Origin of the sequence: Streptomyces sp. NPDC088732 (assembly GCF_044751205.1) — a bacterium.
Classification (GTDB): Bacteria; Actinomycetota; Actinomycetes; order Streptomycetales; family Streptomycetaceae; genus Actinacidiphila.
In genome coordinates this window covers 85,299-99,269 of record NZ_JBIVLI010000010.1, presented here as the reverse complement: position 1 = coordinate 99,269, position 13,971 = coordinate 85,299, and the positions used below count along the sequence as shown (strand labels likewise).

General features: G+C 74.1%; 15 protein-coding genes and 1 pseudogene. 4 read left to right on the top strand and 12 right to left on the bottom strand.

The genetic code is table 11. From position 1 onward, the window contains the following. Positions 1-10: 10 nt before the first annotated feature. The 3 genes from ACIP9H_RS18535 to ACIP9H_RS18525 all read right to left on the bottom strand — a co-directional run bounded on the left by ACIP9H_RS18535 (position 11) and on the right by ACIP9H_RS18525 (position 3,389). The gene (locus ACIP9H_RS18535) at positions 11-886 is read right to left on the bottom strand and encodes a LysR family transcriptional regulator (RefSeq protein WP_401586864.1); all 876 of its coding nucleotides are present in this window, start codon (positions 884-886) and stop codon (positions 11-13) included. A 69-nt stretch (positions 887-955) separates the two neighbouring features. Continuing rightward, positions 956-1,825: an NAD-dependent epimerase/dehydratase family protein gene (locus tag ACIP9H_RS18530; protein WP_401586861.1), complete on the bottom strand. Its 870-nt coding sequence runs from the start codon at positions 1,823-1,825 to the stop codon at positions 956-958. Between the two features lie 118 nt (positions 1,826-1,943). After that, positions 1,944-3,389 carry a hypothetical protein gene (locus ACIP9H_RS18525; protein WP_401959795.1) on the bottom strand — a complete coding sequence of 482 codons (1,446 nt, stop codon included), beginning with the start codon at positions 3,387-3,389 and terminating at the stop codon, positions 1,944-1,946. 76 nt (positions 3,390-3,465) lie between these two features. Between ACIP9H_RS18525 and ACIP9H_RS18520 the strand changes: the two genes are divergently transcribed. Together ACIP9H_RS18520 and ACIP9H_RS18515 are read left to right on the top strand one after the other, a co-directional pair. Continuing rightward, a complete protein-coding gene (locus ACIP9H_RS18520) occupies positions 3,466-4,212 on the top strand; it encodes a TetR/AcrR family transcriptional regulator (protein WP_401959794.1) in 747 nt (248 codons plus the stop codon). A 10-nt stretch (positions 4,213-4,222) separates the two neighbouring features. Further along, the gene (locus tag ACIP9H_RS18515) at positions 4,223-4,684 is read left to right on the top strand and encodes a GNAT family N-acetyltransferase (RefSeq protein ID WP_401586853.1); all 462 of its coding nucleotides are present in this window, start codon (positions 4,223-4,225) and stop codon (positions 4,682-4,684) included. A gap of 39 nt (positions 4,685-4,723) precedes the next feature. Here ACIP9H_RS18515 and ACIP9H_RS18510 read toward each other — a convergent pair whose 3' ends face one another. Next, positions 4,724-4,921 carry a hypothetical protein gene (locus ACIP9H_RS18510; RefSeq protein ID WP_360909228.1) on the bottom strand — a complete coding sequence of 66 codons (198 nt, stop codon included), beginning with the start codon at positions 4,919-4,921 and terminating at the stop codon, positions 4,724-4,726. Positions 4,922-5,085: 164 nt separating this feature from the next. Beyond that, complete coding sequence (locus tag ACIP9H_RS18505; protein ID WP_401586850.1) at positions 5,086-6,105, bottom strand: aldo/keto reductase; 1,020 nt, start codon at positions 6,103-6,105, stop codon at positions 5,086-5,088. A gap of 141 nt (positions 6,106-6,246) precedes the next feature. Here ACIP9H_RS18505 and ACIP9H_RS18500 point away from each other — a divergent pair, with 141 nt between their 5' ends. Then, positions 6,247-7,224, top strand: coding sequence for an AraC family transcriptional regulator (locus ACIP9H_RS18500; RefSeq protein WP_401586847.1), 978 nt, complete (start codon positions 6,247-6,249; stop codon positions 7,222-7,224). Here ACIP9H_RS18500 and ACIP9H_RS18495 read toward each other — a convergent pair. The 4 genes from ACIP9H_RS18495 to ACIP9H_RS18480 form a co-directional block, all read right to left on the bottom strand. Further along, a complete protein-coding gene (locus ACIP9H_RS18495; protein WP_401587324.1) occupies positions 7,145-7,375 on the bottom strand; it encodes a S1 RNA-binding domain-containing protein in 231 nt (76 codons plus the stop codon). The two genes, ACIP9H_RS18500 and ACIP9H_RS18495, sit on opposite strands and share 80 nt — an antisense overlap. A 37-nt stretch (positions 7,376-7,412) precedes the next feature. After that, the gene (locus tag ACIP9H_RS18490) at positions 7,413-7,766 is read right to left on the bottom strand and encodes a hypothetical protein (RefSeq protein WP_401586845.1); all 354 of its coding nucleotides are present in this window, start codon (positions 7,764-7,766) and stop codon (positions 7,413-7,415) included. Between the two features lie 110 nt (positions 7,767-7,876). Then, complete coding sequence (locus tag ACIP9H_RS18485; RefSeq protein WP_401586843.1) at positions 7,877-9,430, bottom strand: CehA/McbA family metallohydrolase; 1,554 nt, start codon at positions 9,428-9,430, stop codon at positions 7,877-7,879. A 139-nt stretch (positions 9,431-9,569) separates the two neighbouring features. Continuing rightward, the gene (locus ACIP9H_RS18480; protein ID WP_401586840.1) at positions 9,570-11,093 is read right to left on the bottom strand and encodes an aldehyde dehydrogenase family protein; all 1,524 of its coding nucleotides are present in this window, start codon (positions 11,091-11,093) and stop codon (positions 9,570-9,572) included. A 171-nt stretch (positions 11,094-11,264) separates the two neighbouring features. Here ACIP9H_RS18480 and ACIP9H_RS18475 point away from each other — a divergent pair, with 171 nt between their 5' ends. Continuing rightward, on the top strand, positions 11,265-12,566 hold the full coding sequence (locus tag ACIP9H_RS18475) for a GAF domain-containing protein (RefSeq protein WP_401586837.1): 1,302 nt from the start codon (positions 11,265-11,267) through the stop codon (positions 12,564-12,566). Positions 12,567-12,587: 21 nt separating this feature from the next. Here ACIP9H_RS18475 and ACIP9H_RS18470 read toward each other — a convergent pair whose 3' ends face one another. From ACIP9H_RS18470 to ACIP9H_RS18460, 3 genes and pseudogenes are all read right to left on the bottom strand, one after another. Next, entirely contained in the window at positions 12,588-13,337 is a 750-nt protein-coding gene (locus tag ACIP9H_RS18470) for a GNAT family N-acetyltransferase (protein WP_401586834.1), read from the bottom strand. A gap of 129 nt (positions 13,338-13,466) precedes the next feature. Beyond that, positions 13,467-13,658: pseudogene (locus ACIP9H_RS18465) on the bottom strand (zinc-binding dehydrogenase); the annotation flags it as partial. Positions 13,659-13,706: 48 nt separating this feature from the next. Next, positions 13,707-13,971: zinc-binding dehydrogenase (locus ACIP9H_RS18460; protein ID WP_401959792.1), on the bottom strand; the 265-nt coding region annotated here is incomplete at its 5' end.

Below are 13,971 nucleotides of genomic sequence, written 5' to 3'. Positions count from 1 at the left end.
GCGCACTGAGCTACGGGACGGGGTGGCGGTGCGCGAGGGCGACGGAGACGAACTCCTGGACGAGCGCGTCGTGGCGGCTGCCGTCCCAGGCCAGGCACACACGGTTCGGCCCGATGTCGGACAGCTCCACATGGGTGACGTCGGGCCGGGTGTAGTACGAAGCGGTGGACAGCGGCAGCACAACCACCCCGCGTCCGGCCGCGACGCTCTCCAGCTTCTCCTCGACCGTGCGGAACGCCGGGACCGGGGCCGGGCCGGCGGTGCGCAGCTCCCGGGCGATGTCGCGCCACTCGGGGACCGCGTCGGGATCCTGCAGCAGGTGCTCCCCGGCGAGGTCGGCAATGGAGAGGGAGTGCTTGCCCGCGTAGCGGTGGTCGGCGGGCAGGACCGCGACGCGCGGTTCGGTCATCAGCTCGCACATGCCGAGGCCCCGGGCGTCCAGCGGCATCCTCACGTACCCGACGTCGACCCGGCCGTCCCGGACGGCCTCGGCCTGGTCGTTCCAGCCGGTCCTGACGACCTCGACGGACAGCCCCTGGTGGCGCCCGGAGAACTCCCGGACCGCACCGGTGACGATCAGGCCCGGCATGAATCCGACGGTGAACGTCCCGGGGCCGCCGTGCGCCGCGCGGGCCACCCGGCGCTGCGCCGCCTGCGCCGCCGCCAGCAGGGGCCCGGCGTCGGCGAGGAGCTGCTCCCCCGCCGGCGTCAGTGCGGTGCTGCGCCGGTCGCGGGAGAACAGCTGCGCCCTGAGCTCGTGCTCCAGCGACCGGATCTGCCGCGACAGCACCGGCTGCGCGATGTGCAGCCGCTCCGCGGCACGCCCGAAGTGCAGTTCCTCGGCCACCGCGACGAAATACCGCAGCTTGCGCAGATCGAGGTCCACGGGCACCTCCTCGCGGCGGGACTCCTCCCGACCGAGCCTATGCGCGTTCGGGCGAACGGACGACGCGGTTCAGGAGCCGTTCGCGAGGGCGGCCAGCGGGTCCAGGCGGGTCGGGGCCCAGCCCAGCTCGCGGCGGGCGCGGGCGCCACTGATCCGCTGGTCGAGGGCGAAGGCCTGGGCGATCGGGCCCATCCGCTCCTCGGCCTCGGCGAGCGAGAGCCGGCGGACCTCGCCGGACCGGCCGATCGCCCGGCTGACCGCCTCGCTGATCTCCGCGGCGGTCGGGAACACGTCGATGGTGCCCGCGTAGACCGAGCCCGCCGGGGCGCCCAGGGCGAGCGCGTACAGCTCGGCGATGTCGTCGACGTGCACGACGGACCAGTGGTTGGCGCCGTCCCCGATGCACGGCACGGCGCCGTCGGCGCGCCCCGTCCCGGCGTAGAACGTCTCGACCAGACCGGCCGAGCGGCCGAGCACCACGCCCGGCATCACGACCACCGGACGCTCGCCGGTGGCGGCGCGGGCCAGGACCCGCTTCTCGTTCTCCAGCCGCCAGGCGGTGAGCCGCGGCGGGTCGAGGGGCGCGTCCTCGTCGACGACGCCGTCGGTGTCGCCGTACACCCAGATCCCACCGGTGTGCACGTACGGGCGGGGGCCGGCCCCGTCCTGCAGCGCCTCGGCGGCCGCCCGGTCGACGTCCGCGGTGTCCGGGCCGGCGTGCTGGCCCAGGTGGACGACCCCGTCGGCGGCCCGGGCCGCCTCGGTGAGCAGGGCGGTGTCGGTCAGCGTGCCGCGGACGGCGGCCGCCCCGAGCCCGTTCACGACCGCCGCCGACTCCTCGCTGCGCACCAGGGCGCTGACCTGGACTTCCCGGCGCACCAGCGCCTTGATCGTCGCCTGTCCGATGTACCCGGACCCTCCGGTGACGAAGACCTTCATGCCGCTCACCTCTCTGGTCGGCCCGCCGGCTCCTGGCGGATGCGCTGCCATCGAGTCTTGCCGCGCGTCGCGGGGGCGGTCCAAGACCTGTCCCGGCGTCTGTGATGCCCCGCGGGTATCACTCCTGGCCTGCGGGGGTCAGGAAGAGCGGCGTGACCGAGACCGGGACGCGGACGGTGCCCTCGCCGCCCTCGACCGCCACCGGGGCACCGAAGGCGTCCACCGCCTCGGGCACGGCGTGCGGCCACGGCAGGTCGAGGGGCACGGCGGGCAGGTCCTCGCCCGTGAGGAGATCGCCCGCGGACCACAGGACGTACAGCGGCGCCCTGCCGTCACGGGTGATCTCGAAGGCGTACGGACCGGTGTCCGCGCCGGTGTCGAAGGGGCGCACGGCCGTGGCGCCGTCGAGGTGGGCGGCGAGGCGGGCGAAGGCCTCGCCGGAGGGGTGTCGCCGGGTGAGAACGCTGCCGTCGTAGTCCATCAGGGCCAGCTTGCCGAAGAGGAATCCCATCACGTTGAGGCGGTCGCGGTACCCGGGGATCTCGGGGGCCAGGTTCCAGCAGACCGTACGGGTCACGCCGGAAGCGAGGGCGAGGATGTTGCGCGTGACGATCTGGCGGCAGTTAATCCGGTCCCGACGCGCGGCGAGCCCGGGCGGGCAGTCCTCCATGAACATCCGCAGTTCCGCGGGCAGTTCGTCCGCGCGTGCGTAGAGGTCGCGCATGGTGCGGCGGTCCGGGGTGTCCTCGGGGTCGGCGGGGTCGGCCGGCGCGGCCCGGCCGGTGAAGGCCGCCGTCATCGCCCGCTCGAACTCCGCCTGAGCGGCAGGGAGTTCGAAGAGCGTGGGCCCGTTGTACTCCCCCGCCACCACGGGCCGTTCGTAGCCGTGCCGGCGCATCATCGCGCGCGCCAGCCCGATCTGGGCGGGGATGTCGTGCGGGTTGCCGTACAGGTGGACGGAGAAGAGGTCGAAGGCGTCGCGGCCGTGCTCGACGAGGTGGTCGAAGAAGAGCCGGGCCGGACCGTCCTCGGGGCTCGACCACACGTCGTACCCGCAGCCGCCGAGCACCACGTGGGCGCCGGGGTCCGCGCCGCGCACGGCGCGGGCGAAGGCGGTGAGCTGGGCGACGTACTCCGGCGCCGTCCCCGCCCACAGCAGGCCGGTGTTGCTGGGCTCGTTGTCGCACTGCCAGTACGCCACGCGGCCCCGGCAGCGGCTCACCAGGCGGGAGACGAAGGCTTCGTACCGCCGTATGTCGTGGGCGGGCGAGGAGGGCAGGAATCCGGTGGGCCGGCGGGTGGCCCACGGGGAGCTGGAGCACACCGTGATCCACACCTCGGCCGTGGGGTCCAGCTGGGCGAGGATCGCGTCCACGACCGTCCAGTCCTCGCGGTCCGGTTCGGGCTCGACCCGGCCCCAGTGGACGTAGACGCGGACGAGGCCGGCGCCGAGTCCGCGCGCCTGCGGCACGAAGCCGTCGGGCGCGCCGAACAGGCCGTAGCCGATGCCCCGGGCGATGCCGAGGCGGATGCCGGGCGGGCCGGCGGTTGCGGTGCTGTTCATGAAGACCTCCTGGTGCGGGCGCCGCGACTGCTTACGTATATGACATAAACTCTACCTGACGCGATAAACTCGCCTCGTGAAGGAGACCCCGCACGGCGCACCGGCGCCGTTGATCTGGACCCGGCCCGCCCCGCGCCGGCGTCAGAGCCCGCTCGACCGCGACGACATCGTCCGGGCCGCCGTCGAGGTCGCCGACGAGGGCGGCGCGCAGGCGCTGACCATGGCCGCGGTCGCCGGTCGCCTCGGGCCGTACACCCCGATGGCGCTCTACCGGCACGTCCTCAGCAAGGACGGCCTGGTCGACCTCATGCTCGACGCCGTGACCGCCGAGATCCCGCTGCCCGACGCGCCCGGCGACGACTGGCGCGCCGACCTGCGCACGGTCGCCACCAGCAGCTGGGCCATGGTCAAGCGGCACCTCTGGTACGCGCGGCTCGCCCCCACCCGGCCCCCGCTCGGCCCGCACACCATGCGCCGCACCGAATTCCTGCTGCGGGTCCTCGTCGGCCGGGGCGCGAACGTCGGTGAGGCGATGACCTACGCGGCCCTCCTCGACCGGCACATCCTGGGCAGCGCCCAGCAGGAGGCCGAGGAGCTGGCCATGCGCCACCGCCACGGGCTGCACACCCCGGCGCAGCTCGCCGAAGCGGTCACCGCCGCCCGCGAGCTCGCGGCGGAGGGCGGCCGGCACCCCCTGCTCGCCCAGTGGATGGCGGCGCCCGAAGGCCCGGGCCTGGACGAGCAGTTCGCCCTGAGCCTGACCTTCCTCATCGACGGTATCGCGACCCGCCTGCCAGGCGGCGGCGGGAACCCGGATCGGTAGTCTGCCGATCATGGCGGAATGGGAGATGCGACCCGCTGCGGCAGCGGACGTCGAGGCGGTGGCCGAGTTGCGGGCCGTGGTGCTGCGGGCGGACCTGCAACGGCTCGGGCGGTACGACGAGCGGCGGGTACGGCAGCGGCTGCGCGAGGGCTTCACCCCGGCGCACACCCGGGTGATCGAGGTGGGCGGCGCCTTCGCCGGATGCGTGGCACTGCGCCCGTCCGCCGCCGTCCACTGGCTGGAGCACTTCTACCTCGCCCCGCACCTCCAGGGCGGCGGCATCGGCACGGCGGTGCTGCGGGCGGTGCTGGAGGAGTGCGACCGCGAGGGCACATCGGTGCGGCTGAACGTGCTCCAGGGCAGCCCGGCCCGGCGGTTGTACGAACGGCACGGCTTCACCCTCGACACCGAGGACCCGGTGGACGTCTTCATGGTGCGCCCGCCGGCCGCGCCGGCTCCGGCGGCGTCCTGAACGGCCCGCGCGGGGCGGGGAGTTCCCCGCCCCCGCGGTTCAGCTGCGGCCGGCGCTGTGCTCCTTGCGGGCACGCCGTTCCAGGGTGCGGCGCCGGCGCTCCGCGGCCGCCGCCTTCAGCCCTTCCTCGCGGCGCTTGTTGTACCCGGGGGGCTCCACGGTGAAAAGGCACAGGCCGCAGACGTAACCGCCCTCGGGGCCTTCGATGACGGGTTCGAGGCAGCGCTCACAGTCCATGCCGACCTGTCCTTACTCCTCAGCCGGATGCGCCGCAGTTGTTGCAGGACCAGCGCCCTCCGGGGCCCTGGAGCACGGACGCGCCACAGTTCGTACAGTTCACTCGTGCAGTCGTACCGTACAGGGCGCCGGTGTGCCAGCGGTTCCGCTGAGTTCGCAGAGCGTCACGCCCTGTTGGGGAGCCGGTCCGAGAAGCCGTGGATCCAGCCCGGGTACTCCACCGGGAGGCGGCTGGCGGCGTCCAGCTCCTCCAGGTCCTGCGCGGAGAGCTCCAGGTCGAGGGCGGACAGGTTGTCGGTGAACTGCTCGGGGCGGCGGGCGCCGACGATCGCGCTCGTGACGCCCGGCCGGCCCAGGACCCAGGCCAGCGCGACGCTCGCGACGGAGGCTTCGTGGCGCGCGGCCACCACGCGCAGGACGTCGACGACGTCGTACACGCGCTCGCGGTCGACGGGCGGGAAGTCGATCGTGGTGCGGCGGGCGCCCGCGTCGCTCCGGCCGCTGCGGTCGAACTTGCCGGTGAGCATGCCGCCGGCGAGCGGGCTCCAGACGAGCATGCCCAGCTTCTGGTCGCGGACCAGCGGCAGGATCTCGCGCTCGATGTCGCGCCCGGCCAGCGAGTAGTACGACTGGAGCGAGCAGTAGCGGGCCAGGCCGAGGCGGTCGGAGGCGCCGAGGGCCTTCATCATGTGCCAGGCGGCGAGGTTGGAGGCGCCGATGTAGCGGATCTTGCCCTGGCGCACGGCGTCGTCGAGGGCGCCGAGGGTCTCCTCCACCGGCGTGATCGGGTCGACGTTGTGGATCTGGTAGAGGTCGATGTGGTCGGTGCGCAGGCGCCGCAGGCTGTCCTCCAGCGCCTGCATGATGTGCAGCCGCGACTGGCCGACCTCGTTGGGCCCGGGGCCGATGCGGGCGGTCATCTTCGTGGCGAGGACCACGTCGCGGCGGCGCTTGCCCAGCACCTCGCCGAGCAGTTCCTCGGACTCGCCCGCGGCGTAGACGTTCGCCGTGTCGATCAGGTTGATGCCGCTGTCGAGGGCGAGGCCCACTATCTCGTCGGTCCGGCGGAGATCCAGCCCGCCGACCGAGTCGTAGGGCGGGGTGCCCGCTCCGCCGAAGGTCATCGCGCCGAGGGCGATGCGGGACACGAAGACTCCGGTGCTGCCCAGCTGCTCGTACTGCATTGCTGTATCACTGCCTCTTGTGGTGCGTGCGGAACGTCTGCCGGAGGCCCGCGGCGCCTCCATATGTGCACGTTAGGACGGTGACGGCGGACAATCCATGAGAGAAAGTCCTTCGAAGTTGCGTGATCGTCCGGAGTGACCATGGATCCGCTGTCCGACGTCCTGAACCTGCTGCACCTGCGCGGCGCCGCGCCCTCCCGGATGGAGGCGGGCGGGCGCTGGGCGCTGCGCTTCCGCGCGTATCCGTACGTCAAGGTCGGTGCCGTCCTCGCCGGCACCTGCGTGCTCGCCCCGGACGGCACCGATCCGCTGCGGCTGGAGGCGGGCGACTGCTACCTGCTCACGGGCAACCGGCCCTACCAGGTGGGCAGCGACCCGATGCCGGAACCGGTCGACGGGCACGCCGTCTACGCGGCCGCCCGGGCCCGGGCGGCCGGCAACTCCATGACGGTGCGGTACGGCGATCCCGAGGCGCCGGACCGCACGGTCCTGGTCGGCGGCAGCATCGAGTTCGACGACGTCACCGCCGGACTGCTGCTCAGCAGCCTGCCGCCGACCGCGCGCATCGCCGCCGACAGCCCGCAGGCACTCGTGCTGCGGCCCACGCTGCGCCTGCTCGCCGACGAGACCGCGGCCGAACGCCCGGGCTCGGCCGTCATGGCGGCCAGCCTCACCCAGATCCTCTTCCTCCAGGCCCTGCGCGCGTACCTCGAACTGGCCGCCGAGGCGGGCGAGTCCGGCACCGGCTGGCTCGGCGGCCTGAGCGACCCCCAGATCGGCGCCGCCCTCGGCCACATGCACCGGCAGCCCGCCCACCCCTGGACGGTGGGCGAACTCGCCTCCGCCGTCGGCATGTCACGCTCGGCCTTCGCCCAGCGCTTCAGGTCGCTCGTCGGCCGGCCGCCCCTGGACTACCTGATGCGCTGGCGCATCCAGCGCGCGGCCGCCGCCCTCCGCGGCGGCGACCGCACCGTCGCCTCCGTCGCAGCCGAGTGGGGCTACGCCTCGGAGAGCGCCTTCAGCAACGCCTTCAAGCGCGTCACCGGCCAGCCGCCGGCCCGCCACCGGGCGCTGGCGCTGCGCCGGCCGGAACGGGGCGCGGCGACGGCGACAGGGTGAGACGGCGTCGCGGGAGATCGACATCGGCGACCACGACGAGGACCTCGTCACCGACCGCCGCATCCGCGGCGAACGCCTCCGCGGCCGGCACCAGCCCCTCGACGTGCTCCGCGACACGGACGAAGACCCCGAACGGCAGCCGGGTGGTCACCGTCCCGGCGAGGATGTCGCCGACGGGGCCCGGCACGTCAGAGGCTCTTCCGGGCGGGGCGGGCGCCGTCGAGGAGGACGAGTGCGGCGCCGGTGGCCGCGGCGGCCGTGGCCGCGGTGAGGATGGCGCGGGAGGAGCGCCAGGACAGGACGGACCAGCGGGACTGGGCGGACAGCAGGGAACCGACGCTGAGCCACGAACCGGCGGACAGCAACGAGATGCTGGAGCCGATGGAGGCCGCGGACAGCGCGCTGCCGACGGAGCCCACGGAGAGGACGGAGCCCACGGAGCCGATCGAGAGGACGGAGTCGACGGAGCCGATGGACAGGACGGAGCGCTTCGACCACAGGGAGAGCGAGGACCCCTCGGGAATGGCAGTCATGAGTGCCATCCTGCCGGACGCGGCGGGGCGGCGCGGGTGCTCCGGGAAGGGGGCCGGCCCGGCCCCGGCCGGGCGTACGCCGGCCTTCGGCACCGCGGTGCCGAAGGCCGGCGCCCCGGTTACTTCCGGCCCAGCCAGATCGGGTTGGTGATCGCCAGGGCGGGCCCCGGCAGGCCCGAGGCGCCCCCGTCGGCGGCCGGGCGCCGTACCTCGGCCCGGACGTAGGAGGCGATCGACGCGGTGGTGTTCCACTCCAGGACACCGGAGGCGGGCAGCAGCGCGCCCACCATCTGGCCCTCGTCGGTCATCAGCCGTACCACCGCACCGGCCGGCACGCCGCTCGCCTCCAGGCGGACGGTCACCGACGCGTCGCGCGCCACCGGCAGCCGCTCGCCGATGCCCGCGTGCTCGCCGCGCGGACCGCTCGCGGAGAACGAGACCTGGACGGCGGCGCTCTCGGCGATCCAGGAGGTCCCGGCCCGCAGACCGGCCTGCACGGCCCGGCGGTTGAGGCCGTCGGCGAGCACCACGGTCTGCGGCAGGCCGACGACGTCGGGGTCGCGGTGCGCGTCGGAGTTGCCCATCGCCGGAATCCAGTGGCCGTCGCCGCGACGCGCGGCACCGGTCAGCAGGTTGTCCCAGGTGAGGAGCGTGAGCTCGTCGTCGAGGGTCCAGGGGCCGTTCCACACCTCGATGGCGTCGACGTCGTCGTAGCCGAACTTCCACTGGCTGGCCAGGCTCGGCGCGTACGGGTGGGCCGGGACCACGATGCCGCCGGCCCGCCGGATCTGCCGGGTGAAGCGGCCGAAGGCGTCGTCGCGGGCGCGGTAGCGCCAGTCGATCCACTCGCCGGCGTCCAGGCCGATCGCCAGGTAGTGGCCGTTGCGGGTGGTGACCTCCTCGCCCGTGAGGACCAGCAGGTCGTCGCCGGACACGTCGCCCAGGTAGGCGTGCGCCGACGTGGTGTTGTGGTCGCTGGAGTTGATGAAGTCCAGCCCGGCGGCGCGGGCGAGCGCGGCCAGCTGCTCCACGGTGCGCTTGCCGTCGGAGTGCACGGTGTGCAGGTGGCAGTCGCCCCGGTACCAGGCGCGGCCGCGGCCGGGCGCGTGGTCCGGCGGGTAGTTCGGGACCTGCGGGGCGGCCGGGGCGCCGTAGGTGAGGGTGACGGTGACGGAGTAGTCCAGGCCCTGCGGCGCCACCGTGTACGGCCCGAGGACGACGTGCCAGGTTCCCGTCCCGACCGGTCCGGCCAGGTAGCCGGGGGTCGCCGTCTCCGCGCTGATCGTGAACTCCGTGCGCGCGCCGCCCGACCAGCCGCGGAAGCCGCGCCCGCCGACGTCCGTGCCGTGCTGGTCGAAGATGCCGATGTCGCAGGCGTTGCCCTGCGTCCCCGGCGGCACGGCGGGCCGGTCGTAGCTGTACGACACCGCGATCTGCCGGACGCCGCGCGGTACTTCCACGGGCAGGTAGACGAAGTCGGCCGCGCCCGTAGGCAGGTGGCCGGTGACGACCCGGCTCTGCACGGTCCCCTCCGGGGGGACGCCGCCGGAGCCGTGGGAGTGACCGCCCGCCGATGCGGAGTCGGATGCGGCCGCGAAGCTCACGGGGGCCAGCGTCAGCACGCTGGTGGCGCCCGCGAGCGCGGAAAGCTTCAACACATCGCGTCGTTCCATCCCTTCAGCCTCACGCGTCCGGGTAACGGGAGCGTGGCGGCCTGTTGTGCGCCGGGCTGACGGACGCCGGCTCCGCAGTGGCCGCGCACAGGCGCCCGGCCGGGCCGACGGGCCGGGCCGGGCGCCTGCCGCCGCGCTCCTAGAAGAAGCCGAGCTTCTTCGGCGAGTAGCTGACCAGGAGGTTCTTGGTCTGCTGGTAGTGGTCGAGCATCATCTTGTGGTTCTCGCGCCCGATGCCGGACTGCTTGTAGCCGCCGAAGGCGGCGTGCGCCGGGTAGGCGTGGTAGCAGTTGGTCCACACCCGGCCGGCCTGGATCGCGCGGCCCGCGCGGTAGGCGGTGTTGCCGTTACGGGTCCAGACGCCGGCGCCGAGGCCGTAGAGGGTGTCGTTGGCGATGGAGACGGCGTCGTCGAAGTCGTTGAACGACGTGACGGCGACGACCGGGCCGAAGATCTCCTCCTGGAAGACCCGCATGCGGTTGTCGCCCTCCAGGATAGTGGGCTGGACGTAGTAGCCGCCCGCCAGTTCCCCGCCGAGCTGGGCGCGCTCGCCACCGGTGAGGACCTTGGCGCCCTCCTGCTGGCCGATGTCGAAGTAGGAGAGGATCTTCTCCAGCTGGTCGTTGGACGCCTGCGCGCCGATCATGGTGGCGGTGTCCAGCGGGTGGCCCTGGACGATCTTCTCGGTGCGGGTGATGCCCGCCTCCAGGAAGGCGCTGTAGTGGCCGCGCTGGATCAGGGCGCGGGACGGGCAGGTGCAGACCTCGCCCTGGTTGAGGGCGAACATCGTGAAGCCCTCGAGCGCCTTGTCGTAGAAGTCGTCCTCGGCGGACGAGATGTCCTCGAAGAAGATGTTGGGGCTCTTGCCGCCGAGTTCGAGCGTCACGGGCTTCAGGTTCTGCGACGCGTACTGCATGATCAGGCGGCCGGTCGTGGTCTCGCCGGTGAAGGCGACCTTGGCGACGCGCGGGCTCGACGCGAGCGGCTTGCCGGCCTCGACGCCGAAGCCGTTGACGATGTTGACGACACCGGGCGGCAGGAGGTCGGCGATCAGGCTCATCCACACGTGGATGGAGGCCGGGGTCTGCTCGGCGGGCTTGATGACGACGGCGTTGCCGGCGGCCAGGGCCGGGGCGAGCTTCCAGGTCGCCATCAGGATGGGGAAGTTCCACGGGATGATCTGGGCGACGACGCCCAGCGGCTCGTGGAAGTGGTACGCGACGGTGTCGTCGTCGAGTTCGGCGAGGCTGCCCTCCTGGGCCCGGACGGCGCCCGCGAAGTAGCGGAAGTGGTCGATGGCCAGCGGGATGTCGGCGGCCAGCGTCTCGCGGACCGGCTTGCCGTTCTCCCAGCTCTCGGCGACGGCCAGTTCCTCCAGGTGCTGCTCCATGCGGTCGGCGATCCGGTTGAGGATGTTCGCGCGGTCGCCGGCCGAGGTGCGGCCCCAGGCCGGTGCCGCCGCGTGCGCGGCGTCCAGGGCCCGCTCGACGTCCTCGGCGGTGCCGCGGGCGATCTCGGTGAAGGGCTGTCCGGTGACGGGCGTCGGGTTCTCGAAGTACTGCCCGCGCGCGGGTGGGACGTACTCGCCGCCGATCCAGTGGTCGTAGCGGGGCTGGAAGCTGACGACGGAGCCCTCGGCACCGGGGTTGGCGTAGCGGGTCATGGGGCGGCCTCCCATGGATGGGCCGCCCGCTCCGTTGCGGACGGCGGTGGGGGGACCGTAGAACGCGGAAGGTTGCAGGAGGGTTGCGACACGGCGTACCTGCGGAACTACACTCGGCAGCAGCCGGCCGGTGCCGCCGGGCGCCGGCCCACCCCCGACCCAGGGGCGCTCATGACTGCCTCGTACGCGGCCTCGTACACGGCCTGGCCACCCGGGACCGATCCGCAGTTGCTGCGCCGGGACGTCGCGCGTGCCCACGAGGAGTTCCTCAGCACCGGGAGAGCGCCGCGGCCGGTGCGCGACGTGGTGCGGGACTCGTGGCAGCGCTCCCGCAGCCGCGGGGTCGACCCGGAGGTCGCGGGGCCCAGCGTCCCCGCCCTCGCGGGGCCGGAACTGCGGGCCTACCGCGAGAGCCACCCGCTGGCGGCCGTGCTGCCCGTGGTCCGCCGGCTGCTGGTCGAGTCGGCGCAGGAGAGCAACGAACTGGTGGCCGTCGGCGACGAGCACGGCCGGCTGCTGTGGGTCGAGGGAGCGCCGGGCCTGGCGGCGCGCGCGGAGCGGATCGGCTTCGTCGAGGGGGCCGTGTGGGCCGAGGAGGCCGCCGGCACGAACGCGCCGGGCACGGCGCTCGCCCTCGGCCGGCCCTTGCAGATCTACGCGGGAGAGCACTTCGTGCGCCCGGTGCACCCCTGGAGCTGCTCGGCGGCGCCGGTGCGGGACCCGGACACCGGCCGGGTCATCGGCGTGCTCGACCTGACCGGCGGCGACCACATCGCGGCGCCGCACGCGCTCGCGCTGGTGCGTGCGACGGTCGCGGCGGCGGAGGCGGAGTTGCGGGTACTGCGGCTGCGGGGGCAGATCCCGGCGGCGGTTCCGGGGTCGGTTCCGGGGTTGTCCGCCCCCGCACCCGCGTGCCGGCTGGAGGTGCTGTCACGCGACCGCGCGCGGTTCGTCTCGCCTTACGGCAGCACCGAGTTGAGCCCCCGCCACTCCGAGATCGCGTTCGTCCTCGCCCTGCACCCCCGCGGGCTCGGCGCCGACGCGCTCGCCGTACGGCTGCACGAGCACGAGGCGGCCCGCGTCACCGTGCGCGCCGAGATGTCGCGGCTGCGGCGCCTGCTGGGCCCGCACGTCCTCGGCTCGCGCCCCTACCGGCTGCTGCTGCCCACCTCCAGCGACGCCGCGCAGGTGCACACGCTGCTGGCCCGCGGGGCGTACCGCGAGGCGCTCGCCGCCTACCCGGGGCCGCTGCTGCCGGGGTCGGCCGCGCCCGCGGTCGCCGAGGCGCGCGACGAACTCGACTGCGAGATGCGCCGCGCGCTGCGGCACCGCGGCGACGCGCGGCTGCTGCTCGCCTGGCTGGAGCGCCCGGAGAACCACGTCGACGCCGAGATGCTGCAGGCGGCGATCAACGCCCTCCCGCAGGGGTCGCCACGTCGGCTGACGCTGCGGACGCTGCTGGAGCGGGCCTGAGCGGCGCGGCCCCGGCCGGCGTCACGCGGTGGCGTCGCCCGGCGCCCTGACCAGGAGGAAGAGCGGGCGGCGGCGGAGCGTGAAGCCCATGGACTCGTACAGCCTGATGGCATTGGCGTTGTTGCCCGCGGCGTGCAGGAACGGCAGCTCCCCGCGGTCCGCGATGACCGCGCCGACCGCACGGATCAGCCGGCTCGCCAGGCCGCGCCCGCGATGGTCCGGGTCGGTGCAGACGGCGCTGATCTCCGTACCGCCCGCCGGGCGCATGCGCTCGCCGGCCATGGCGATCAGGCGCCCGTTCTCCCGCAGCCCGAGGTAGGTGCCGAACTCGATGGTGCGCGGCATGAAGGGGCCGGGCTTCGTGCGGTCGATGAGGCCCATGACCTCGGGGACGTCGCCGGCGCCCAGCCGGACGGCCTGCGGATCGTGCGCGACCGCCAGGTCGGTGCCGACCAGTTGCACCGCCTCGCCGCCGTCCAGGATCTGCCAGTCCTCGGGTACCACCGGCGAGCCCGTCACGAGCGCGGTCCCGCCGGGGCCGAGCAGCGCGGCCAGATCCGCCCAGGCCGCCGGGTCGGCCTGGTCCTCGACAGCGGCGAACGGCGACATGTCGCCGGGGTAGCGGGCGGCCCGGCCGTGCCGCTCGGCGAACTGCGCGTGCGCGCCGGTCAGCGAGGCCCACGCGGGGTTGTCCAGGGGGTGCGGCGCACCGGTGGCGAGCGGTTCCGTGCCGGGGTCGGACGGATGGGCGGGGTGGACGCTGGTCGACATGGCGGGGCGGTTCTCCGATCCGTGGGGCGGTGCGGGCCACTGGGTGCAACGGCCACGGAGCCGCTTCCCTTCCTGCCCTGACGAGCGTTTCCACCCTACGGCCCGGCCCCGCGGCCCCCGGTCCCGCCCTCACACCCGCAGCACCGGCTTGCCCCGCACCTCCCCGGCCCGCAGCCGGCGGACCGCCTCGGGGGCGTCCGCCAGAGACGGATACACACGGTCGACCGCAGGGGTGACCGCACCCGCGTCAACGAGTTCCGCGAGGCGCTCGAGATCGGCGGCCGGGTGCGTATCCGGTGCCGGACGACGGACGACAGCAGCAGCCCGCGCAGTTGCCTGCCGATGCCCCCGCGCCCGCCGGGCGCGCCCTCACACCCGCAGCACCAGCTTGCCCCGCACCTCCCCCGCCCGCAGCCGACGAACCGCCTCGGCAGCGTCCCCCAAAGACGGATACACACGGTCGACCGCAGGAACGACCGCACCCGCGTCAACGAGTTCCGCGAGGCGCTCGAGATCGGCGGCCGGCTGCGTCGCCACCAGGGTGCGTATCCGGTGCCGGACGACGGACGACAGCAGCAGCCCGCGCAGTTGCCTGCCGATGCCCCCGCGCCCGCCGGGCGCGCCCTCACACCCG

Coding starts and splice junctions, on each gene's coding strand:
- ACIP9H_RS18530 (WP_401586861.1), bottom strand. CDS start 1,825: ATGAAGGTCTTCGTCACCGGAGGGTCCGGGTACATCGGACAGGCGACG.
- ACIP9H_RS18525 (WP_401959795.1), bottom strand. CDS start 3,389: ATGAACAGCACCGCAACCGCCGGCCCGCCCGGCATCCGCCTCGGCATC.
- ACIP9H_RS18515 (WP_401586853.1), top strand. CDS start 4,223: ATGGCGGAATGGGAGATGCGACCCGCTGCGGCAGCGGACGTCGAGGCG.
- ACIP9H_RS18510 (WP_360909228.1), bottom strand. CDS start 4,921: ATGGACTGTGAGCGCTGCCTCGAACCCGTCATCGAAGGCCCCGAGGGC.
- ACIP9H_RS18505 (WP_401586850.1), bottom strand. CDS start 6,105: ATGCAGTACGAGCAGCTGGGCAGCACCGGAGTCTTCGTGTCCCGCATC.
- ACIP9H_RS18500 (WP_401586847.1), top strand. CDS start 6,247: ATGGATCCGCTGTCCGACGTCCTGAACCTGCTGCACCTGCGCGGCGCC.
- ACIP9H_RS18490 (WP_401586845.1), bottom strand. CDS start 7,766: ATGGCACTCATGACTGCCATTCCCGAGGGGTCCTCGCTCTCCCTGTGG.
- ACIP9H_RS18485 (WP_401586843.1), bottom strand. CDS start 9,430: ATGGAACGACGCGATGTGTTGAAGCTTTCCGCGCTCGCGGGCGCCACC.
- ACIP9H_RS18480 (WP_401586840.1), bottom strand. CDS start 11,093: ATGACCCGCTACGCCAACCCCGGTGCCGAGGGCTCCGTCGTCAGCTTC.
- ACIP9H_RS18475 (WP_401586837.1), top strand. CDS start 11,265: ATGACTGCCTCGTACGCGGCCTCGTACACGGCCTGGCCACCCGGGACC.
- ACIP9H_RS18470 (WP_401586834.1), bottom strand. CDS start 13,337: ATGTCGACCAGCGTCCACCCCGCCCATCCGTCCGACCCCGGCACGGAA.